This is a genomic window from Pseudomonas extremaustralis, assembly GCF_900102035.1.
GTDB lineage: Bacteria > Pseudomonadota > Gammaproteobacteria > Pseudomonadales > Pseudomonadaceae > Aquipseudomonas > Aquipseudomonas extremaustralis.
Genome location: NZ_LT629689.1, coordinates 2650001 through 2669929 on the forward strand (window position 1 = coordinate 2650001; position 19929 = coordinate 2669929).

General features: G+C 60.2%; 21 protein-coding genes and 1 rRNA gene (1 of these 22 running past the window's edge). 16 read left to right on the forward strand and 6 right to left on the reverse strand.

Annotation, left to right across the window (positions count from 1 at the left end):
* A 16S ribosomal RNA gene (locus BLR63_RS12055) occupies nt 1–653 on the reverse strand; it reaches 884 nt to the left of the window's first position.
* Between the two features lie 701 nt (nt 654–1354).
* Between BLR63_RS12055 and rhtA the strand changes: the two genes are divergently transcribed.
* Nucleotides 1355–2242, forward strand: a complete 888-nt coding sequence (gene rhtA / locus BLR63_RS12065) for a threonine/homoserine exporter RhtA (protein ID WP_010568014.1) — start codon at nt 1355–1357, stop codon at nt 2240–2242.
* Nucleotides 2243–2406: 164 nt separating this feature from the next.
* Nucleotides 2407–2688 carry a hypothetical protein gene (locus BLR63_RS12070; protein WP_010568013.1) on the forward strand — a complete coding sequence of 94 codons (282 nt, stop codon included), beginning with the start codon at nt 2407–2409 and terminating at the stop codon, nt 2686–2688.
* A 120-nt stretch (nt 2689–2808) separates the two neighbouring features.
* On the opposite strand, the gene BLR63_RS12075 is transcribed toward BLR63_RS12070, so the two are convergent.
* From BLR63_RS12075 to BLR63_RS12085, 3 genes are all read right to left on the reverse strand, one after another.
* Nucleotides 2809–4617 (reverse strand): aminopeptidase P family protein, encoded by a 1809-nt coding sequence (locus tag BLR63_RS12075; RefSeq protein WP_010568012.1) that lies wholly within the window; start codon nt 4615–4617, stop codon nt 2809–2811.
* A 37-nt stretch (nt 4618–4654) separates the two neighbouring features.
* Nucleotides 4655–5815 (reverse strand): cysteine desulfurase family protein, encoded by a 1161-nt coding sequence (locus tag BLR63_RS12080; protein WP_010568011.1) that lies wholly within the window; start codon nt 5813–5815, stop codon nt 4655–4657.
* 232 nt (nt 5816–6047) lie between these two features.
* Entirely contained in the window at nt 6048–6317 is a 270-nt protein-coding gene (locus BLR63_RS12085) for a hypothetical protein (RefSeq protein WP_042947909.1), read from the reverse strand.
* A 398-nt stretch (nt 6318–6715) separates the two neighbouring features.
* Here BLR63_RS12085 and msuE point away from each other — a divergent pair, with 398 nt between their 5' ends.
* Genes msuE through BLR63_RS12105 form a run of 4 tightly spaced genes read left to right on the forward strand, consistent with a single transcriptional unit; the run spans nt 6716 to nt 10786 of the window.
* Nucleotides 6716–7279: an FMN reductase gene (msuE, locus tag BLR63_RS12090; RefSeq protein ID WP_010568009.1), complete on the forward strand. Its 564-nt coding sequence runs from the start codon at nt 6716–6718 to the stop codon at nt 7277–7279.
* 9 nt (nt 7280–7288) lie between these two features.
* Nucleotides 7289–8428: an FMNH2-dependent alkanesulfonate monooxygenase gene (gene ssuD / locus BLR63_RS12095; RefSeq protein WP_010568008.1), complete on the forward strand. Its 1140-nt coding sequence runs from the start codon at nt 7289–7291 to the stop codon at nt 8426–8428.
* A 55-nt stretch (nt 8429–8483) separates the two neighbouring features.
* Nucleotides 8484–9671, forward strand: coding sequence for an acyl-CoA dehydrogenase family protein (locus tag BLR63_RS12100; protein WP_010568007.1), 1188 nt, complete (start codon nt 8484–8486; stop codon nt 9669–9671).
* A gap of 11 nt (nt 9672–9682) precedes the next feature.
* Nucleotides 9683–10786 carry a sigma-54 interaction domain-containing protein gene (locus BLR63_RS12105; protein ID WP_010568006.1) on the forward strand — a complete coding sequence of 368 codons (1104 nt, stop codon included), beginning with the start codon at nt 9683–9685 and terminating at the stop codon, nt 10784–10786.
* On the opposite strand, the gene BLR63_RS12110 is transcribed toward BLR63_RS12105, so the two are convergent.
* Nucleotides 10775–11140 (reverse strand): antibiotic biosynthesis monooxygenase, encoded by a 366-nt coding sequence (locus BLR63_RS12110; protein ID WP_010568005.1) that lies wholly within the window; start codon nt 11138–11140, stop codon nt 10775–10777. The two genes, BLR63_RS12105 and BLR63_RS12110, sit on opposite strands and share 12 nt — an antisense overlap.
* A gap of 100 nt (nt 11141–11240) precedes the next feature.
* Here BLR63_RS12110 and soxR point away from each other — a divergent pair, with 100 nt between their 5' ends.
* Together soxR and BLR63_RS12120 are read left to right on the forward strand one after the other, a co-directional pair.
* Nucleotides 11241–11684: a redox-sensitive transcriptional activator SoxR gene (gene soxR / locus BLR63_RS12115; protein WP_010568004.1), complete on the forward strand. Its 444-nt coding sequence runs from the start codon at nt 11241–11243 to the stop codon at nt 11682–11684.
* Nucleotides 11685–11798: 114 nt separating this feature from the next.
* On the forward strand, nt 11799–12257 hold the full coding sequence (locus BLR63_RS12120; protein ID WP_010568003.1) for a VOC family protein: 459 nt from the start codon (nt 11799–11801) through the stop codon (nt 12255–12257).
* Nucleotides 12258–12302: 45 nt separating this feature from the next.
* On the opposite strand, the gene BLR63_RS12125 is transcribed toward BLR63_RS12120, so the two are convergent.
* Nucleotides 12303–13265 (reverse strand): IS110 family transposase, encoded by a 963-nt coding sequence (locus BLR63_RS12125; protein WP_010568165.1) that lies wholly within the window; start codon nt 13263–13265, stop codon nt 12303–12305.
* A gap of 476 nt (nt 13266–13741) precedes the next feature.
* Between BLR63_RS12125 and BLR63_RS12135 the strand changes: the two genes are divergently transcribed.
* The 8 genes from BLR63_RS12135 to BLR63_RS12170 are packed head-to-tail and all read left to right on the forward strand — an operon-like array spanning nt 13742 to nt 19889.
* A complete protein-coding gene (locus BLR63_RS12135) occupies nt 13742–14944 on the forward strand; it encodes a PepSY-associated TM helix domain-containing protein (protein ID WP_010565216.1) in 1203 nt (400 codons plus the stop codon).
* Complete coding sequence (locus BLR63_RS12140) at nt 14941–15480, forward strand: hypothetical protein (RefSeq protein WP_010565215.1); 540 nt, start codon at nt 14941–14943, stop codon at nt 15478–15480. Before BLR63_RS12135 ends, BLR63_RS12140 begins: the two co-directional genes overlap by 4 nt.
* Nucleotides 15477–15797, forward strand: a complete 321-nt coding sequence (locus BLR63_RS12145; RefSeq protein WP_010565214.1) for a hypothetical protein — start codon at nt 15477–15479, stop codon at nt 15795–15797. Before BLR63_RS12140 ends, BLR63_RS12145 begins: the two co-directional genes overlap by 4 nt.
* Nucleotides 15794–16354, forward strand: coding sequence for a DUF6162 family protein (locus BLR63_RS12150; RefSeq protein WP_010565213.1), 561 nt, complete (start codon nt 15794–15796; stop codon nt 16352–16354). The genes BLR63_RS12145 and BLR63_RS12150 overlap by 4 nt, the downstream gene beginning before the upstream one ends.
* A 19-nt stretch (nt 16355–16373) precedes the next feature.
* Nucleotides 16374–17294 carry a metal ABC transporter substrate-binding protein gene (locus BLR63_RS12155; protein WP_010565212.1) on the forward strand — a complete coding sequence of 307 codons (921 nt, stop codon included), beginning with the start codon at nt 16374–16376 and terminating at the stop codon, nt 17292–17294.
* Nucleotides 17291–18037, forward strand: coding sequence for a metal ABC transporter ATP-binding protein (locus BLR63_RS12160; protein ID WP_010565211.1), 747 nt, complete (start codon nt 17291–17293; stop codon nt 18035–18037). Before BLR63_RS12155 ends, BLR63_RS12160 begins: the two co-directional genes overlap by 4 nt.
* Nucleotides 18034–18933 (forward strand): metal ABC transporter permease, encoded by a 900-nt coding sequence (locus tag BLR63_RS12165; protein WP_010565210.1) that lies wholly within the window; start codon nt 18034–18036, stop codon nt 18931–18933. Before BLR63_RS12160 ends, BLR63_RS12165 begins: the two co-directional genes overlap by 4 nt.
* On the forward strand, nt 18933–19889 hold the full coding sequence (locus BLR63_RS12170) for a metal ABC transporter solute-binding protein, Zn/Mn family (RefSeq protein ID WP_010565209.1): 957 nt from the start codon (nt 18933–18935) through the stop codon (nt 19887–19889). The genes BLR63_RS12165 and BLR63_RS12170 overlap by 1 nt, the downstream gene beginning before the upstream one ends.
* The last annotated feature ends 40 nt before the right edge of the window (nt 19890–19929 follow it).

Sequence of the window (19929 nt, forward strand, 5' to 3'; positions counted from 1 at the left end):
ATACTCTAGTCAGTCAGTTTTGAATGCAGTTCCCAGGTTGAGCCCGGGGATTTCACATCCAACTTAACAAACCACCTACGCGCGCTTTACGCCCAGTAATTCCGATTAACGCTTGCACCCTCTGTATTACCGCGGCTGCTGGCACAGAGTTAGCCGGTGCTTATTCTGTCGGTAACGTCAAAACAATCACGTATTAGGTAACTGCCCTTCCTCCCAACTTAAAGTGCTTTACAATCCGAAGACCTTCTTCACACACGCGGCATGGCTGGATCAGGCTTTCGCCCATTGTCCAATATTCCCCACTGCTGCCTCCCGTAGGAGTCTGGACCGTGTCTCAGTTCCAGTGTGACTGATCATCCTCTCAGACCAGTTACGGATCGTCGCCTTGGTGAGCCATTACCTCACCAACTAGCTAATCCGACCTAGGCTCATCTGATAGCGCAAGGCCCGAAGGTCCCCTGCTTTCTCCCGTAGGACGTATGCGGTATTAGCGTCCGTTTCCGAACGTTATCCCCCACTACCAGGCAGATTCCTAGGCATTACTCACCCGTCCGCCGCTCTCAAGAGAAGCAAGCTTCTCTCTACCGCTCGACTTGCATGTGTTAGGCCTGCCGCCAGCGTTCAATCTGAGCCATGATCAAACTCTTCAGTTCAAACATCTTTGGGTTTTTAAGAAACCCTAAACTTGGCTCAGCAATCGTTGGTTACATCTTTGATTTCTCGCGGAGTAACTTGTGATGCTGATAATCTTGTTGACTATCAGCCTAACTCCACAAGCACCCACACGAATTGCTTGATTCAGTTGTTAAAGAGCGGTTGGTTAAGATCTTTCGTCTCAACCGAGGCGCGCATTCTACAGCAGCCTCATTTGCTGTCAAGTGATTATTTTCAGAAGTTTTCGAGGTTTTCCTCAACAACTTCAACCACTTGCGCTTCCGATCTCTCGTTAGCGGGAGGCGAATTCTACAGCGTTACACGCTGCTGTCAACACCTCTTTTTCTCCGCTTTCGACCGAGAGGATCGAAACGTTAATAGAGCCAAACTACACTGCCCTACCAACTCCTTCTGGGCCTCGATAAACTGAAGCAGGTCGCTGTCGAATCTCGCATAACTCTTTGTTTACCAAGGAGTTTTCCATTTAGACTGCGCCGGAAGTGGGGCGAATTATAGACTTCCAGAATCTGCCGTCAACCTTTAATTTTGCCTTTCTATCAATCTCCCCGAAAAGCTCAGGCTCGCTTCTATATAGAAGTAGCGCATAGCGATAAATGAGCAATATATTGCTCAATCCAAAACAGTTAAGCATCATAGCCTCTTCTGCTTCTCTTCATATCACCTCGGACAAATACTCCCAATGACAACCTCACCACGCAGCCTGACCTCTGCATTGTTCCCTGTCGGCCTGTTGTTGATCGCCATGGCGTCCGTCCAGTCAGGGGCCTCCCTGGCCAAAAGCATGTTCCCTGTTGTCGGCGCACAAGGCACCACGGCCCTGCGCCTGATTTTCGCCAGCGTGATCATGCTACTTCTGTTACGCCCATGGCGCGCCAAGCTCACAGCCAGTTCCCTACGCACCGTGATCGTCTATGGCATGGCGTTGGGAGGCATGAACTTCCTCTTCTATATGTCCTTGCGCAGCGTACCGCTGGGCATCGCAGTCGCCCTCGAATTCACCGGACCGCTCGCGGTAGCGATCTATGCTTCTCGGCGAGCGGTAGACTTTCTATGGATTGCTCTGGCGATTATCGGCCTTCTCCTGCTGATCCCCTTGGGGGAGGCCAGCAGTGGTATCGACTTGATTGGCGCATCCTACGCATTAGGGGCCGGTGTCTGCTGGGCACTCTATATTCTTTATGGTCAGAAGGCAGGCAACGACAATGGAGTCCAGACAGCAGCCCTAGGCGTGATGATCGCAGCCTTGTTTGTCGCACCTATCGGCATCGTTCATGCAGGTGCCGCATTGCTGAGTCCCGCCCTGATTCCAGTCGCCATCGGGGTCGCCATTCTCTCCACCGCTCTACCCTATACCTTGGAGATGGTCGCGCTGACTCGTCTCCCTGCCCGTACCTTCGGCACGCTCATGAGCATCGAGCCCGCGTTCGGCGCGCTCTCCGGCCTGTTCTTCCTGCATGAGCACCTGTCCCTGGCACAATGGATCGCTATCACCTGCATTATCCTGGCCTCAGTCGGCGCAACGGTTACGATGCGTAAAGAGCCAAAGCCGCTGGTTCCTGCAGATTGACGGATCTTTGTCGGTAGGTCTGGTATTTGCCGCTCAATTAGGCCATGTTTAGGCCGCAAACCAATGTCATTCATGGAGAATTTCGACAAGGACAGCGTGAACGCTACACTCGAGAGCGAGTAGAGCCTGCTTCAAGCATTGCGAAGCGGCTATTAAGGATAGGAATGAAGCGAATTTTGATACTGTTAATGGTCACGGCCATTGCTGGCTGTGCCGCGACCACCAAGACAGAAGTAAAACGGGGCAAAAAGGGGCTGCACATCAACTGTTCCGGCCTGTCATCCTCTTGGGATCAGTGCTACACCAGTGCAACCAATTCATGCGGCGCCAAGGGCTACCGGGTTATTGCCAAGTCGGGTGACAACTCCGAGGAACCAGGGGACTACCCCTTCGGCCTCAACCCTGCCGGCTACACCAGTCGCAGCATGATCGTCATCTGCAAGTGACCCTCCGAGCAGTCCACCTTCGACTGCTCATATTGAATTCCTGATACAAGCTCCGCCTCTAGCGGTGCCGCGGCTAGCCCCGTGCTCGACGCTCGAGCCAACGGCACCTGACCTGCACGATCAAATAGCAGCGGTACGCGCTTGCAACCACTCAAGCGCCGCACCATTGAGCAATGGGCTCAAGCGTTCACGTACCTCGGCGTGGTAGCCGTTGAACCAGGCGCGCTCATCTGCCGTCAGCAGGGACGGCTCCAGGCAACGGGTGTCGATCGGGCACAAGGTCAGAGTTTCAAACTTTAGGAACTCACCAAACTCGGTCTTGCCCGCTTCACGGTTCAATACCAGATTCTCGATTCGCACCCCCCAACGCCCCGGACGGTAAGTGCCTGGCTCAATGGACGTGATCATGCCCGGCTGCATCGCCGTTTGCGGCGCTGTAGCCGCCTGGTAGGCAATTACTTGGGGACCTTCATGCACATTAAGGAAATACCCGACGCCATGCCCGGTACCGTGGCCGTAGTCCACGCCCTCAGCCCAGATCGGCGCGCGCGCAATCGAATCCAGCAGTGGCGACAGAATACCCTTGGGAAACTGTGCACGGGACAAGGCAATCACGCCCTTCAGCACCCGGGTGCAATCACGTTTCTGTTCTTCGCTTGGCGTACCGATAGGCACCATGCGAGTGATATCCGTGGTACCACCCAGGTACTGGCCACCCGAATCGATCAGCAGCAGGCCATCGCCTTCGATCAGCGCGTGCTCTTCTTCGGTAGCGTGGTAATGCGGCATCGCACCGTTGGCGTTAAACGCGGCGATGGTGTTGAAACTCAACGATACATAACCCGGGCGACGGGTACGCGCAGCAGTCAGGTGTTCGTCAATGGTCAGTTCGGTGATGCGTTCGTGCCCCAGCGCGCTATCCAGCCAGGCGAAGAATTCACACAACGCCGCGCCGTCCTGTTCCATGGCCTGGCGGATGTGTTCCGCGTCGGCCAGGCTTTTGCGGGACTTGGCCAGCGTGGTCGGGTTCAACCCTTCTATCAGCTTGACACCAGCATCGAGGTTGTCCAGCAACCCCACCGTCACGCGCGCCGGGTCGACCTGCAAGCTGGCGCCCGGCGGCACTGCACGTAACGCGTCCGCCACTTCACTGTAGTCGCGCAGTGTCACACCATCCTGCTCCAGCACAGCCCGTAGTTCGGCATCGACTTTGCTCAACGCCACAAACAAGGTGGCCTGACGTTGATTGATCAATGCAAAGGACACAAACACCGGATTGAACGAAACGTCACCGCCGCGCAGGTTGAACAGCCAGGCGATGTCATCCAGGGTGGCGATGAAATGCCAGTCGGCGCCCTTCTCTTTCAAACTGGCGCGCAGAGCCGCAAGTTTCTCGCTACGGCTGACCGTGGCTTGCGGCGGCAGGTGTTGATAGATCGGCTGGTTCGGCAAGCCTGGGCGGTCTTGCCAGACTTCACCCAACAAATCGATATCGGTGCGCAGTCGCGCGCCGCGCTCGGCCAATTTGCCGCTCAAGGTGCGCGCCGAGGCTACGGCCATGACTGCACCGTCCACCGCCACCACAGCGCCTTCGGGTGTTTGCTCGGCCAACCATTCTAGCGGTCCAGGTTGGCCTGGCTGCAGTTTCACCAGCTCGATGCCGCTACCTTTGAGTTCCTTGGTCGCCTGTTCCCAGTAACGGCTATCCGCCCAGACACCGGCGAAATCGGCAGTGACAATCAGCGTTCCTACCGAACCATGAAACCCCGACAGCCATTGGCGGCCCTGCCAGTACCCCGGCAGATACTCGGACAGGTGCGGGTCGGCCGACGGCACCAACAGAGCGTGGATGCGTTCACGGCTCATCAATTCACGGGTATGCGCCAGGCGCTGGGGTACCGTTCCATGGGTCAAAGGCTGCGTACTCATTGTGTCTCCTGCTAACCACGAATAATTGTTATGTAACTCAGACGGCCCAGAACGCCGGTGCACTGGCGAGCGCGGCCTTGATCAGTTGCACGGCCTGATCGATATCCTGCTCGGAGGTAAAACGGCCCAGGCTCAAGCGAATGGTTCGGCCGGCGCTGTATGCGTCGTGACCCAGCGCCAGAAGCACGTGGGACGGCGCATTACTGGCCGAGTTGCAAGCCGAGGTCGCGGAGAACGCGATGCCCGCACTCAAAGCTGCGGAATTGAATTCGCCCTCACCAAACGTAAGGCTGAGGGTATGGGGAATGCGTTGGCTCGGGCTGCCATTGAGGCGCACGCCGGCAATAGCTTCCAACTGGTCGAGCAAGCGCTGACGCAAGGCCACGATCTTGGCCGTCTCTTCGGCGAAGGACCCGCCGGCCAGCGCAAATGCCGCGCCCATGCCTGCGATCTGGTGGGTGGCCAGGGTGCCGGAGCGCAAGCCGCCTTCGTGGCCGCCGCCGTGAATCTGCGCCAACACCTTCTGCTGCGCCCGAGGCCCCACATATAACGCGCCGATGCCTTTGGGCCCGTATAACTTATGGGCGGAAAACGACATCAAATCCACCGGCCATTGCGCCAGGTCGATTGCCACCTTGCCCGCCCCTTGCGCGGCATCCACATGCAACAAGGCGCCGTGTTCACGGACGCGGGCGCCGATGGCGGGGATGTCATTCAGTGTGCCCAGCTCGTTATTCACCAGCATCAGCGACACCAGGAACGTGTCCTCGCGCAATGCTTCGCTTACGGCGTCGGCAGTGATCAAGCCGTCTGCGTCCGGCGCCAGGAAGGTCACCGCCACACCGGCTTCCTGCAACTGCCGCGCAGTGTCCAGCGTGGCCTTGTGTTCGATCTGGCTGGTAATGATGTGCCCACCCGCAACGCCCCGCGCCTGGGTCACGCCCTTGATGGCGAGGTTGTTGGATTCGGTGGCGCCGGAAGTCCAGACGATTTGCTCAGGCTGGGCACCGACCAACTCGGCCACCTGGCGACGCGCCTGCTCGACTGTTTGCCGGGCCGCTTGACCGAATGCGTGGGAACTCGATGCGGGATTACCGAAATTGGCGTTGAAGCCCAGGCACTCGACCATTACCTGGATGACTCGCTCATCCACCGGAGTGGTGGCGGCGTAGTCGAAATACAGTGGACGTTTATTCATGACAATCAAGACTCGCAGAGCAGGTTCCCGAGAGCAGCGTCTCAGGGGCATCGACCGGAACAGAGGTCGTCAGGTTTACCGGATCGAGTGCCATTAAAGAAGAACCACTTTATGTAAATGTGCGTAGGAACGCTCCTGAAATTCAGCTTAACAGGCTGAAGTCGCACCATGGAAAACAAAAAGCCCGAGGTTCCTTGGGGAATCCTCGGGCTTCTGGCTGCGGGAAGCGGGTTCAGCTGGGACGTCCCTTCAGCGTCACGCTGTGCTCCGCATTCATTTCGCCCTGGTGATCAAAACCAAACTGTTTCTGTGGCTGGCCGATCAGTGCCGCGCGCTGCTGTTGATATTCATCAAACGACAATCCACGCCGGCTCAACGCCTCCAGGGCCAACTCTTTGGTCTCTTCCGCTGTGTACGGGCGCAATTCGGGTGAAGGACTGGACGCACACCCCGCAAGGACGACGGTGACAAACAGAAGGCACACAACGATAAATCGGTTCATGGCGCAAGCTCTGGAAAGGAGGTTTCAAATCAATGGACACAGGCTACTCCCGCCATTGCACAGTGAAAAATCATCATCCGTGATAGTTGCTATCACCTGGCGGAGCACGCTCGATGGCAATCCCTTATATTCAATTTAGATCTATAAATATGGAAATACGTTCATTTACGGAATAAACACAACCCTCTATAAATGACTCCTCGACTGACCGGTACTGTTCGCCACGCAACTGTTGCCCTGGCAACAGCCATTCAACAAATCACCAGTCAGACAACAGCAGCATTCTTCAGCAGAGAACCCGCAGACCACGTCGTTCAAGGCCTGCAGCCGTTGGTACAGCTCTTGCTCACCCGCTGCACCACACCTGCTATGAACCACTGTTGAAAAAGGAACTGTTCATGACCCGTCCCCTCAATGTCGTAGCCCTCTCCGGCGGAACCTGGCGTCCATCCCGCACCCTCGTGCTGACACAGGCCGTGCTGGCTGAGCTGGCCACCTTGCTGCCGATCCAGACCACCCTGATCGAACTGGGCGACATTGCCCGGCCTTTGGGCGGTGCGTTGTCCCGTGATGAGCTGCCGGCCGAAGTCGAAAACCAACTGTTGGCTATCGAACAGGCCGACCTGCTGATCGTCGCGGCGCCGGTCTATCGCGGTTCCTATCCAGGTCTGCTCAAGCACCTGTTCGACCTGGTGGACCTCAATGCCTTGGTCAACACACCGGTCTTGCTCGCGGCCACTGGCGGTAGCGAACGCCATGCGCTGGTCCTGGATCATCAATTACGCCCGCTGTTCAGTTTCTTCCAGGCCCTGACGCTGCCAATCGGTGTGTACGCCACCGAGGCCGACTTCACTGACTATCAAATCACCAGTGAGTTGTTAAAAGCCCGTATTCAACTGGCGGCAGAACGCGCAGCGCCTTTGTTCGCGGCGCACTCCCCTTCTCTGCTGAAAATCGCTTAAGGATTTGTCATGGATGTTTTCTGGTTTCTGCCGACTCACGGCGACGGTCATTACCTGGGCACCACTCAAGGTGCACGGCCGGTCACCCTCAATTACCTGAAGCAAGTCGCCCAGGCAGCCGACAGCCTGGGTTATTACGGCGTGCTGATTCCTACCGGACGCTCGTGCGAAGACTCCTGGGTCATCGCCTCGGCACTGGTACCGCTGACCGAACGCCTGCGCTATCTGGTGGCGATTCGCCCGGGCATCATTTCGCCCACCGTGTCCGCACGCATGGCTGCCACCCTGGACCGCCTGTCCAATGGCCGCTTGCTGATCAACGTGGTCACCGGCGGTGACCCCGACGAAAACCGTGGCGACGGCAGCTTCCTCGACCACAGAGAACGCTACGAAGTCTCCGACGAGTTCCTACGTATCTGGCGCCGTGTATTGCAAGGCGAATCGGTGGACTTTGAAGGCAAACACCTACGCGTACAGAACGCCAAGGCGCTGTACCCCCCCGTGCAAAAACCTTACCCGCCGTTGTACTTCGGCGGCTCCTCCGACGCCGCCCACGACCTCGCCGCCGAACAGGTGGACGTATACCTGACCTGGGGCGAGCCGCCCGCCGCCGTCGCGGAAAAACTCGCGGATGTGCGCGAGCGCGCGGCGCGGCACGGACGCACGGTGAAGTTCGGTATCCGTCTGCATGTGATCGTGCGCGAAACCGAGGAAGACGCCTGGAAAGCCGCCGACAAGCTGATCGAGCACATCAGCGACGAAACCATCGCTGCCGCGCAAAAGTCCTTCTCGCGCTTTGACTCCGAAGGCCAGCGCCGCATGGCCGCCCTGCACGACGGGCGCCGTGACAATCTGGAAATAGCCCCCAACCTCTGGGCCGGCGTCGGCCTGGTGCGCGGTGGTGCCGGCACGGCGTTGGTGGGCAACCCGCAGCAAGTCGCCGAGCGCATCAAGGAATACGCGGACCTGGGTATCGAGAGCTTCATCTTCTCCGGCTACCCGCACCTGGAAGAAGCGTATCGCTTTGCCGAACTGGTGTTCCCGCTGCTGCCGGAACCCTATGCCAGCCTGGCCGGACGTGGCGTCACCAACCTCACTGGCCCGTTCGGCGAAATGATTGCCAACGATGTACTGCCAGCCAAGGCCTGATCGGCGCAACGGCGGGAATGGCCCTGGCCGTTCCTGCTTATAAAGAGGAAACCCCGTGACCGCCAAACCCCACAGTGCCCTACCGTCGCCTTTGCAGACCGCCAGACTGCTGGCCGCCGAATTCGCCCTCACCGCCGTCGAACGCGACGAGCGCGGCGGCACCCCAAAGACCGAGCGTGACGCCCTGCGCCAGAGTGGCCTGCTGGCCCTGAGCATTCCCACTCAGTACGGCGGCCTCGGCGCGCGCTGGAGCGACACCCTGGGTATCGTGCGCGAATTCGCCAAGGTCGACAGTTCCATCGCCCACGTCTTCGGCTTCCACCACCTGATGCTCGCCACCGTGCGGCTGTTTTCGCGGCCGGACCAATGGCAACCCTGGTTCGAGCAGACCGCGCGCAAAAACTGGTTCTGGGGCAACGCCCTCAACCCGCTGGACACGCGCACGGTGGTCAAGGACTTCAGCGGCTGGCGCGAATTTTCCGGTAAAAAAAGCTTCTGCTCTGGCGCCAGCGACTCGGAAATGCTGATCGCCTCGGCCGTGGATGAAAGCGCCGGCGGCAAGCTGTTGATCGCCGCGATTCCCAGCGGTCGCAGCGGCATCACGTTGCACAACGATTGGAACAACATCGGCCAACGCCAGACCGACAGCGGCAGCGCCAGCTTCGAGCGGGTGCGCGTCGAGGAGTCGGAGTTGCTGCTCGACCCGGGCCCGCTGAGCACGCCTTTCGCCTGCCTGCGCCCGTTGATCGCCCAGTTGACCTTCACCCATATGTTCCTCGGCATTGCCGAAGGTGCCTTCGACGAAGCGCGCAACTACACCCTGACCGAAACCCGCGCATGGCACAAATCCTCGGCCGAAGACGTGCGCCAGGACCCTTACGTGCTGCATCACTACGGCGAGTTCTGGGTGGCTCTGGAAGGCGTACGCCTGTTGGTGGAGCGTGCCTCCGAGTTGCTCGACCAGGCGTGGGCCAAAGGTCCCAGCCTCAGCGAAACCGAACGCGGCCAATTGGCTATCGCCATCGCCACCGCCAAAGTCGCCGCCACCCGCCAGGGCCTGGAACTGTGCAGCCGCTTGTTTGAAGTCACCGGTGCGCGCTCCACCCACGCGTCGCTGCGCCTGGACCGCCATTGGCGCAACCTGCGCACGCAAAGCCTGCACGACCCGGTGGACTACAAACTCCACGAGCTGGGGGATTGGGCATTGAACCAATCCCTGCCGATTCCCACGTTTTATTCTTAAGAGAGGTGCCTATGCAGCTTTTAACCTTACCGCCCTCGCCCGCCCTCGCGACCTCGATACGCGCCACGGCCCAGGTCTTCGAAGACCCGAAATCCCAGGCGTTGCTCGACCATATCCAGCAAGTGGCGCCCAGCGAAGCCAGCGTGCTGATCATCGGCGAGACCGGTACCGGTAAAGAGCTGGTGGCGCGGCATATCCACAACCTCAGCGCGCGGCGCAACCGGCCCTTCGTGGCGGTGAACTGCGGGGCATTCTCCGAATCCCTGGTGGAAGCCGAGCTGTTCGGTCATGAAAAAGGCGCGTTCACCGGCGCCCTCAGCGCCAAGGCCGGCTGGTTCGAAGAGGCCGATGGCGGCACGTTGTTCCTGGATGAAATCGGTGATTTACCGATGGCGATCCAGGTCAAGTTACTGCGGGTATTGCAGGAGCGCGAAGTGGTGCGCCTGGGCTCGCGCAAGAGCATTCCCATTGATGTGCGCGTGCTGGCCGCGACCAACGTGCAACTGGAAAAAGCCATCAACGCCGGGCATTTTCGCGAAGACCTCTACTACCGCCTCGACGTCGTGAGCCTGGAACTCAGCCCACTGCGCGAGCGTCCCGGCGATATCCTGCCGCTGACTCGGCACTTCATCGAAGCCTACAGCCAGCGCCTGGGCTACGGCCCGATCACCATCAGCCACGAAGCCGAACACAAGCTCAAGGCCTACAGCTGGCCGGGCAATATCCGCGAACTGGAAAACGTGATTCACCACACCCTGCTGATCTGCCGTCACGGCGTGATCGAGCGCGACGACCTGCGCCTGTCGAACATGCGCATCGAGCGTCAGGACGACAGCCCGCACGGCACTGACAACAGCGCCGAAGCCCTGCTGGAACGTGCCTTTCAAAAACTCTTCGAAGAGCAGGCTGGCGCACTGCATGAAAAGGTCGAGGATGCGTTATTGCGCGCTGCTTACCGCTTCAGTCATTACAACCAAGTGCACACCGCCAACCTGCTCGGCCTGAGCCGCAACGTCACGCGTACGCGCCTGATCAAAATCGGCGAGCTGGCGGTGAACAAACGCCGCCCCGGAGAGAACCTGCAGGGCGAGCGCATGCTGCACTTATCCATTTAGGCGGCAATGCAACGCGTTGTCATGGCTGCGCTCGAAGCTGCGCAGCACCTGGAACGAACCAAAGGTCACCGCCGTGGCCTGATGGGCGCGGATCAGCGTCCAGAAATCTTCCTCGCCGTGCTCAAAGCATTGGAACGCCGCCTCACCGTCCGCGCGGGAACGCCATTGCAGGTAATTGAGCACCCGCCGTCCGTCTTCGCTGACCTGCACACTCGCATTGATAAAGCCCGCGTGGCGTTGGGCCAGGCGTTCGCTTTGGGTGGACAAGGCCGCCACCAGGGCGACTTGCTGCCGGGGTTCGATCTGAAACTCGATCAATTGAGTGAAGCTGAGATTCTTCTCTGATACCTGCATGAACACTCCCCTTTCTCTGTAGGCACAATCTTGCGATCCGATGCCACGCAGGGTAAAACCTCTAGTTAAGTCAAGGTCAAGCACCTCACTGGAGTTTTTCATGGTTACCAAGGAACTCACCGTCGGCCAACTCGCTGCCCGCAGCGGCGTGGCGGTTACCGCTCTGCACTTCTACGAATCCAAGGGACTGATCAAAAGCAATCGAAATGCCGGAAACCAGCGACGTTATCCGCGGGATGTGTTGCGGCGCGTGGTGGTGATCAAGATCGCCCAGCGCCTGGGGATTGCGCTGGCGACGATTGGCGAGGCATTACAGACGTTGCCGGAGGGACGCACGCCCAATGCTCAGGATTGGGAGCGTTTGTCGGCGCTGTGGCGGGAAGACCTGGATGAGCGCATCAACAAGCTGATCATGCTGCGCGACAAGCTCAATGGCTGTATTGGCTGCGGGTGTTTGTCGCTGGACGCCTGCCCGCTGCGCAATCAGGATGACCAACTCGGTGAGCAAGGGCCGGGGGCGCAGTTGCTGGAGCCAACGCCCTGACGTTGATCGCTCAATGTCGCCGGGCGAACACCTCGTCGGCTGGTCACAAGCCTCAGGGGACGTGACCTATAGTGAAAACGCCGTCCCTCCATAACCACAACCAAGGAGAACGATATGAGCGTTAAACCTATTCCCGAGGGTTATCACAGCGTCACGCCTTATCTGGGAATCAACAAAGCGGCTGAAGCCATCGAGTTCTACAAGAAAGCCTTTGGCGCCACCCAAGTCATGCGCCTTGATATGCCCGATGGCAGAGTCGGCCATGCCGAGCTGCGCATCGGTGACGCGGCGATCATGCTGGGCACGCCCTGCGATGAAATGTCCCTGAGCAATCCGACTGAACGCACCAGCGTCGCGTTGCAACTGTATGTGACCGACGTTGACGCACAGTTCAAACAAGCGGTCGCCGCGGGCGCCAGCGCGGTGTCCGAACCGGAAGACCGCTTCTATGGCGACCGTTCGGGGAGCGTGAAGGATCCATTCGGTCACCTCTGGTACCTCGCCACGCGCAAGGAAGACCTGACCGAAGAACAGATCCGTCAACGCGCCATGGCGATGTTCAAGCAAGGCTAAGCGGACATCCCCCCCCTGCTCAAGACGGGAAATGTGTGGGAGATTCTATGTTGCAGGACAACCCTGCAACGGCCGATTCGGTTGGTATTCGCTCTGGTTTTTCATCAGGGCGAACGCCACCCGTGCGAGTTTTCGGGCAAGGATTACCAGGGCCTGAGTCTTCTTGAATCCTCTGGCCAGGTACCCTTCATAAAATGGTTTCCAGGTCGCTGAACGACAGGCGGCCATAGCCGAGTTGTGGGCCAGACGCCGTATTTCCGGATCCCCTTTCTTGGTCAGCCTGCGACTCCCCGTCTTTTTTCCCGAGTCATCGACCCTCAAGTCCATGCCCAAAAAAGCGATGAAGGCATTGCTATCCTTAAACTCGCCACGCAAAAAAGCCGTCGCAAATCCGGTTGCCGTCAGTACTCCGACGCCTTCAATGGCCTTGCAACGCTCGATATTTTCGGCGGCTCCAGCCTCTTTGCTCAGGTCGCGCAGCTTTTTTTGAATGGCCAGATCCGAGTGCTTAAACGTCTCCATCAGACATTTCAGCTCTTCTTCCAGGCGCGGCTCATCGGCCCAGCTCTGAGCCAGACTGACGCGCGCCTTGATCAGTGCTGCCCGTCGATGAAGCAGACTTTGCAGGGCCTTGTAAGCCTTGGGTGGCGGGCTCCAAGCGCGTAACCCACCCTGTTCATGCGCCAGATATCGAGCTAGAAGACGAGCATCGCACGGATCATTTTTAGCTCGTTGGCCGACACCGCGACGGTAATGACTCAAGCGATAACCGTCCACGACGTAGACCTGATGACCCAACTCATGGGCCAACTCAACCGTGTCCAAGTGGTAAATATTGGTGGCCTCGACGGCAATGCCACTTTGGGCGGGCAGCGTCTTGAGCCAGCGTTTGAGTGCTGCTCGATTATTGGGGATGGCTTGTGTGGTTTGCAGATCGGCACGATAGACGAGCACCTCAGCCTTGGCCACATCAACACCCACGACCGTTTGCGAAGTAAGGATTGTCATGACGAATCCTCGGAGCTAGGGTTTAAGAGCTTGTTGGGGTCTACCGTTGCGCTGACTTGTCTCTATCGTCGGCCTTGCCGATGAATTCCTTATTGGCGCTTTTGGGTAGAAGGGGTGGGACGAAGTCTCCCACGGTCTGTACTGGTTAGAGTCAGAATCGGGCTTTTAGTCCCACCCACCCCTTCAAGTCTAAACATACAAGGGGGCTTGCTCCCGATGGCGGTGGATCAGTCAACGCTAAGGCGACCGTCACACTGCAATCGGGAACAAGCCCCCTCCCACCATTTGAACGACGTTGTATCAGAGCCTCTGAAATCACCACGAATGCGAACCTGAAACATTTTCTTTCATTTGTGGCTTAGGGATTTCTCATTCTCATCCGTCTTAACTGAAATACAGCCTGTCGCGTCAGCAGAAGCTACGGCCGGCCTTTTCCGGGCCTCCATCGCCCCTCTCGGATCAAGACCCTCATTCACATGTCGAAGAAGTCACGCTCCAAACTCTGGTTTCTCGTCCATAGCTGGCTGGCGTTGCCCATCTGGTTCTTTGTGCTGATCGTCTGCGTCACCGGCACCCTGGCAGTGGTCAGCCAGGAAATCGTGTGGCTGGCTAACCCGGATATCCGTGCGAGCAAGCCGTCGGACGACGCCCAGCCGCTGAGCTTCGACCAGGTCATCAGCGCCATCAAGCGCGCAGAACCGCAGGTGATCGTGCGGTCCATCATTCGTCCGGACGAATCGCACTTCGCGCTGAGTGTCGGCCTGAGCTACCCCGACGGCCGCTCGGTGGAGGTCTATGTGAACCCTTACACCGGGGCGATACAGGGCATCAGCCCCTCGTTCGACTTCAAGCAATTTACCCGCGCCCTGCACGGCTGGTGGCTGGTGCCGTTCACCAACGGCTTCAGTTGGGGCTGGTATCTGGTATCGGCACTCGGCTTGCCGCTGCTGGCCTCCTTGATCACCGGTCTGGTGGTCTACAAGCGCTTCTGGAAAGGTTTCCTGCGACCGACCCTGCGTATCCGCCACGGGGCACGGATCTTTTGGGGCGACTTCCACCGCCTGAGCGGTATCTGGTCGATCTGGTTCATCGCGGTGATCTCCATCACCGGCACCTGGTTCCTGATCCAGGCGATCCTGGGCGATAACCAGATTTCGATCTCCAGCGAGCCCATCGTCCCGGTCATCGCCCGCGAGAAGGTGCCCATGTCCGCACCCGGCGTGCCGGCCCCCATGATTGCCCTCGACGAAGCGATCAAGATTGCCGGCGAGCGCATACCGGGGTTGGACGCCACGTTCGTATTCCTGCCGCTCAACGCCTACAGCCACCTGCAGATCGGCGGCCGGGGCTGGTACCCATTGATGTTCCAGACCGCGCAACTGAACCCCTATGACGGTGAAATCGCCGTCTCGCACCAGTTGTCCGATCGTACCGCCCTGGAGTTCGTCACCGAATCCATGCGCCCGCTGCACACCGGCGACTTCGGCGGCATCTGGATCAAGCTGATCTGGGCGTTCTTCGGCCTGGTGCTGAGCATGATGGTCTTGAGCGGCCTGCTGATCTGGACCAAGCGCACGGCCCTGGCCACCCTCAACGCCCTCAAGCGCGAAGCCAAGACGCAACGGCAGCCCGCGTCCATCCCGGCCATGCAGGCTGAAACCTCGGAGGCCAGTCGATGAGCAAGGTCGCTAGCGCAACACCGCCTTCGCCCCTGCGGGCTTTGTGGCTGAAATGGCGATTCCATATCAATGTGCTGCTGTTGCTGATCCCACTGGGGTTCATGCCCAAATACTTCGCCGACGCCGCGCTGTTTCGCGGTGACACCGGCATCGGCGAACGGGTGGTGGGCGATGTGCAGGTCGGGCCCTGGCGCCTGAAGCTTGCCGAGTTCCGCAACGAAGGCCCGCGCCCAGACCCGGCCGGCCCGATGAAATTCTTCAACGCCGCCCTGTGCGATACCTGCGCCGACCAGGTCAAGGCCACCTACCTGCGTATCGGCAAACCGCGCAGCCTGCGCGCCGCCGGGGTGATCTTCTTTGGCACGCCCTACCGCATGGGCGCTGCCCTGCCCGTGCCGGAGCGTACCCCTGTCGACGCCGAACTGTGGATCACCATGGAAGGCTGGGACGGCACGATGCACCAGGGTTCCATCCCGCTGAGCCAGGCCTCGCCTGCCACCATTGCCTGGCTGAACAAGCAAGGAGTTAAACCATGACGTTGATGCGCCTGTCCCGCGCCGCGCTGCTGTGCGCCGGTTTCAGTACCACGGCCTTTGCCCACAACCCGATGTGCGAGTGCCAGGAAATCCCCGGCGAGCAGATCCAATGCAAAGGCGGCTTCTCCGACGGCAGCGGTGCGCCCGGCGTGACCCTGGATGTGATCGGCTACGACGAAACCATCCTGGTGCCCGGCAAGCTCGGCCAGGATTCGACCGTGACCTTCAAGAAGCCTTCGGCCGAGTTCTATGTACTGTTCGATGCGGGCCCCGGTCACGTGGTGGAAATCGACCAAGCGGATATCCAGCCACAATGACCACCACACAGGTTGTACGCCCCGCCGGTGCCGGGCACGAAACCCTCTACGTCCTGCTGCTGTGCCTGATCATCCTCGCAGTGGCCGGCACAGTCGTGACGCTGCACAGTGAGCCTCGGACCGTTGCCGCCGTGCCCAGCCACCAATTTGACGCCCGTCGCGACCTCAGCGCCGCCGAACAAGGCATCTATGCCGACCTGCGCGTGACCCTGGATGAAATCCACGTGCTGCAGCAGGAGCAAAACGCCCTGCCGACGCCTGAGCAACTGGCCGAAGCAGGCTTTGCGCCCTTTGCCCAGGACGCCAGCTCGGTCAGCCGTGGCGCTCATCGCTGGCAGGTGCTCGCGCCCTCGGCGTACCTGGGCCTGAGCCAGACGCCCGCCACCAGCGGCTCGCTGCTGATGCGCGTGCAGGGCGCAGAGCCGGATATCTGGCTCAACCGCCGCAACGACCTGGCCGCCCCCTCCGACCTCTCTGACCAGGCGCTGATCGCAGCCGGCTGGCAGCAGGTGGTCGCGCAATTCGATGCCGGCGTCACCCGCCAGCACCGTCACTGAACGAGAAGACCGATTGCCCATGTCTATTTCATCTCACCTGTTGCGCCTGTTGCTGGTTGGCCTGTTCAGCCTGATGCTCGCCCCCCTCGCTCACGCCGACGCGACCAAGCACCTGCGCATCGGCATCACCCTGCATCCTTATTACAGCTATGTAGCCAATATCGTCGGCGACAAGGCCGAGGTGGTGCCGCTGATTCCGGCCGGCTTCAACCCCCACGCCTACGAGCCGCGCGCCGACGACATCAAGCGCATCGGCACCCTCGATGTGATCGTGCTCAACGGCGTCGGCCATGACGATTTCGCCGACCGTATGATCGCCACCAGCGAGCGCCCGGACATTCCGGTGATCGAAGCCAACGCCAACGTGCCGTTGCTGGCCGCCACCGGTAATGCCGCGCGCGGTGCGGGCAAGGTGGTCAACCCGCACACGTTCCTGTCGATCAGTGCATCGATTGCCCAGGTCAACAACATTGCCCGGGAACTGGGCAAACTCGATCCGGACAATGCCAAGACCTACACCCAGAACGCCCGCGCCTATGGCAAACGCCTACGCCAGATGCGCGCCGACGCCCTGGCCAAGCTCACCAGCGCGCCCAACCCGGACCTGCGCGTCGCCACCGTACACGCGGCCTATGACTACCTGCTGCGCGAGTTCGGCCTGGAAGTCACCGCCGTGGTCGAGCCCGCCCACGGTATCGAGCCCAGCCCCAGCCAATTGAAGAAGACCATCGATGAACTGCGCGCGCTGGACGTGAAGGTGATCTTCTCGGAGATGGATTTCCCGTCCACCTACGTCGAGACCATCCAGCGTGAATCCGGGGTCAAGCTGTACCCGCTGTCACATATTTCCTACGGTGAATACAGCGCGCAAAAGTACGAAGTGGAAATGACCGGCAACCTCGACACCGTAGTGCGGGCGATTCAGGAGTCGGGGACATGAGCGTCGCGCAACAGCTCAAAGTCGCCAGCGTTGGCCCGACGCTCGACTTCGACAAGGTCTCACTGACCCTCGGCCGTACCACGATCCTCGACGACGTGAGCTTCCAGGTCGAGCCGGGCAGCATCCACGCACTGGTGGGCCCGAACGGCGGCGGCAAAAGCTCGCTGATCAAGACCCTGCTGGGGCAAACACCACACCAGGGTCGATTGAGCCTGCAGTGGCCGGCCACGCCCGGCACTATCGGTTATGTGCCCCAGGCGCTGGAGTTCGACCGGGGCCTGCCGATGACCGTCGATGATTTCATGGCTGCCATGTGCCAGCGGCGCCCGGCATTTCTCGGTGTGTCCCGGCATTACGCCGCCGCGATTGGCGAGGCCCTGGAACGCGTCGGCATGCAGGACAAACGCAAGCGCCGCATGGGCGCGCTGTCCGGTGGTGAGCGTCAGCGTGTGCTGTTGGCCCAGGGCCTGATCCCGGCGCCGCAACTGCTGGTGCTGGATGAACCGATGTCGGCCCTCGATGAAGCCGGCATCCAGGTGTTCGAACGCTTGCTCAATGACTGGCGCCTGGCCGGGATCACCGTGCTGTGGATCGAACATGACCTGGAAGCCGTGGGCCGCCTGGCCGACCGCGTCACCGGGCTGAACCGCCGCGTGCTGTTCGATGCCACGCCCAAAGAGGCCCTGACCCCGGACCGCCTGCTGACCCTGTTCTCCACCCACCCTCGGAGCCCGGTGCAATGAGTTATGAAGCGTTTCGCCTGATGGTCCAGGGCTGGGCCTCTTCCGGCTATCTGCCGGAGGCGCTGGCCTATGGTTTTGTGGTCAACGCCCTGCTCGCGGGCCTGCTGATCGGGCCGGTGCTGGGCGGCCTGGGCACCCTGGTGGTGGTCAAGCGCTTTGCGTTTTTCTCTGAAGCAGTCGGCCACGCCGCACTGACCGGCGTGGCCGTGGGTATTCTGCTCGGGGAACCCTACACCGGGCCTTATGGCAGCTTGTTCGGCTACTGCCTGTTGTTCGGCATCCTGCTCAACTACCTGCGCAACCGCACGGGGCTGGCGCCGGACACCTTGATCGGCGTGTTCCTGTCGGTGTCCCTGGCCTTGGGTGCAAGCCTGCTGCTGATCCTGGCGGGCAAGATAAACGTGCATATCCTCGAGAACGTACTGTTCGGCTCGGTGCTGACAGTCAACGGCAACGACCTGCTGGTGCTGGCGATTGTCGGTTCGCTGGTGATGGCCCTGGCGCTGCCGCTGTACAACCGCATCATGCTCGCCAGTTTCAATCCGCAACTGGCAGCGGTGCGCGGTGTGGCGGTGAAGACCCTGGATTACCTGTTCGTGATCCTGGTGACGCTGATCACCGTGGCCGCAGTCAAGGTGATCGGCGCGATCCTGGTGGGCGCGCTGCTGGTGATTCCGGCTGCGGCGGCGCGCCTGTTGAGCCAGTCGCTCAAGGGTTTCTTCTGGATCTCGGTACTGATCGCCACCCTCAGCACCTTGTGCGGCATCCTGCTGCCGATCATCTTCGACCTGCCTGTACCGTCCGGCGCCGCGATCATCCTGATGGCCGGCATCGCCTTCGCCGGTGCCGCCATCGCGCGCGGCACCGTGCCTAGCCTTAAAGGGAATCTCGGATAATGCGCCCCCTACTTCGCCCGCTGGCCTTGGCCATTGCCTGCTTGATCAGTGCTTCGGCGCTAGCCGTCGACGGGTTCGACACCAAGGACTTCAAAGCCAACCACGGCCTCGGCCACGCCGCCCTGACCCAGACGAAAAAACCGCTCACGGTCCTGGCCTCGCTGCCCATCACTTATGGGCTGGCCGAGGTGCTGCTCAAGGGTACCGATGTGCAATTGCAACGCGCCGCGCCGGCCAACCTGCCCGGTTCGCGACAGGTGTCGTACTTCACCGGACGTGGCGCGCCGGCCCTGAGCCAGTTGGCGGTGGGTGCCGACGCCGCCATCGGCCTGCGCTCGCTGTGGGCGGATGATCCGCTCTACCCGGTGGCACGCCGCAGCAATATCCGCATCGTCGAAGTCGACGCCGCCCGCCCGGTGGACGGCGGTCTGCCAGGGATCGCCGTGCAACCGGGCATGACCGATGGACTGAACAGCCAACCGTGGCAATCGAGCAACAATATGGGACGCATGGCCGATGTGATGGCCGCCGACCTGAGCCGCCTGGCGCCCAACGCCAAGCCGAAGATCGACGCCAACCTCGCCGCCCTCAAGCAGCGCCTGCTCAAGCTCACGGCGGACAGCGAAACGCGATTGGCCGAGGTGGACAACCTCAGCGTGGTGAGCCTGAGCGATCACTTCGCCTATCTGGTCAGCAGCCTGAACCTGGAAGTGGTGAGTACCGACGCACGCCCCGACGCCGACTGGACGCCCGAAGCGTTACAGAAACTCAGCGCCGACTTGAAGAACAACGAAGTGGCCGTGGTGTTGCACCATCGCCAGCCGGCTGAAGCGCTGAAAGCCGCCGTCATGGCGAGCGGTGCGCAACTGTTGGTGCTGAACGTCGATGGTGCGGAACCGGTGACAGAGCTGGAAACCAATGTGGATCAGGTAATCAAGGCGCTCACACCAGACTGAAAGCCCACTCACCACAGAAGACGGTTTGCCACATGAAACT

What these genes read in the sequence shown, in the direction of transcription:
- BLR63_RS12150 (WP_010565213.1), top strand. Translation starts at nt 15,794, where the DNA reads ATGACCACCACACAGGTTGTACGCCCCGCCGGTGCCGGGCACGAAACC.
- BLR63_RS12165 (WP_010565210.1), top strand. Translation starts at nt 18,034, where the DNA reads ATGAGTTATGAAGCGTTTCGCCTGATGGTCCAGGGCTGGGCCTCTTCC.
- BLR63_RS12145 (WP_010565214.1), top strand. Translation starts at nt 15,477, where the DNA reads ATGACGTTGATGCGCCTGTCCCGCGCCGCGCTGCTGTGCGCCGGTTTC.
- BLR63_RS12140 (WP_010565215.1), top strand. Translation starts at nt 14,941, where the DNA reads ATGAGCAAGGTCGCTAGCGCAACACCGCCTTCGCCCCTGCGGGCTTTG.
- BLR63_RS12085 (WP_042947909.1), bottom strand. Translation starts at nt 6,317, where the DNA reads ATGAACCGATTTATCGTTGTGTGCCTTCTGTTTGTCACCGTCGTCCTT.
- ssuD (WP_010568008.1), top strand. Translation starts at nt 7,289, where the DNA reads ATGGATGTTTTCTGGTTTCTGCCGACTCACGGCGACGGTCATTACCTG.
- rhtA (WP_010568014.1), top strand. Translation starts at nt 1,355, where the DNA reads ATGACAACCTCACCACGCAGCCTGACCTCTGCATTGTTCCCTGTCGGC.
- BLR63_RS12125 (WP_010568165.1), bottom strand. Translation starts at nt 13,265, where the DNA reads ATGACAATCCTTACTTCGCAAACGGTCGTGGGTGTTGATGTGGCCAAG.
- BLR63_RS12135 (WP_010565216.1), top strand. Translation starts at nt 13,742, where the DNA reads ATGTCGAAGAAGTCACGCTCCAAACTCTGGTTTCTCGTCCATAGCTGG.
- BLR63_RS12155 (WP_010565212.1), top strand. Translation starts at nt 16,374, where the DNA reads ATGTCTATTTCATCTCACCTGTTGCGCCTGTTGCTGGTTGGCCTGTTC.
- BLR63_RS12080 (WP_010568011.1), bottom strand. Translation starts at nt 5,815, where the DNA reads ATGAATAAACGTCCACTGTATTTCGACTACGCCGCCACCACTCCGGTG.
- BLR63_RS12070 (WP_010568013.1), top strand. Translation starts at nt 2,407, where the DNA reads ATGAAGCGAATTTTGATACTGTTAATGGTCACGGCCATTGCTGGCTGT.
- BLR63_RS12075 (WP_010568012.1), bottom strand. Translation starts at nt 4,617, where the DNA reads ATGAGTACGCAGCCTTTGACCCATGGAACGGTACCCCAGCGCCTGGCG.
- BLR63_RS12170 (WP_010565209.1), top strand. Translation starts at nt 18,933, where the DNA reads ATGCGCCCCCTACTTCGCCCGCTGGCCTTGGCCATTGCCTGCTTGATC.
- BLR63_RS12110 (WP_010568005.1), bottom strand. Translation starts at nt 11,140, where the DNA reads ATGCAGGTATCAGAGAAGAATCTCAGCTTCACTCAATTGATCGAGTTT.
- msuE (WP_010568009.1), top strand. Translation starts at nt 6,716, where the DNA reads ATGACCCGTCCCCTCAATGTCGTAGCCCTCTCCGGCGGAACCTGGCGT.
- soxR (WP_010568004.1), top strand. Translation starts at nt 11,241, where the DNA reads ATGGTTACCAAGGAACTCACCGTCGGCCAACTCGCTGCCCGCAGCGGC.
- BLR63_RS12160 (WP_010565211.1), top strand. Translation starts at nt 17,291, where the DNA reads ATGAGCGTCGCGCAACAGCTCAAAGTCGCCAGCGTTGGCCCGACGCTC.
- BLR63_RS12105 (WP_010568006.1), top strand. Translation starts at nt 9,683, where the DNA reads ATGCAGCTTTTAACCTTACCGCCCTCGCCCGCCCTCGCGACCTCGATA.
- BLR63_RS12120 (WP_010568003.1), top strand. Translation starts at nt 11,799, where the DNA reads ATGAGCGTTAAACCTATTCCCGAGGGTTATCACAGCGTCACGCCTTAT.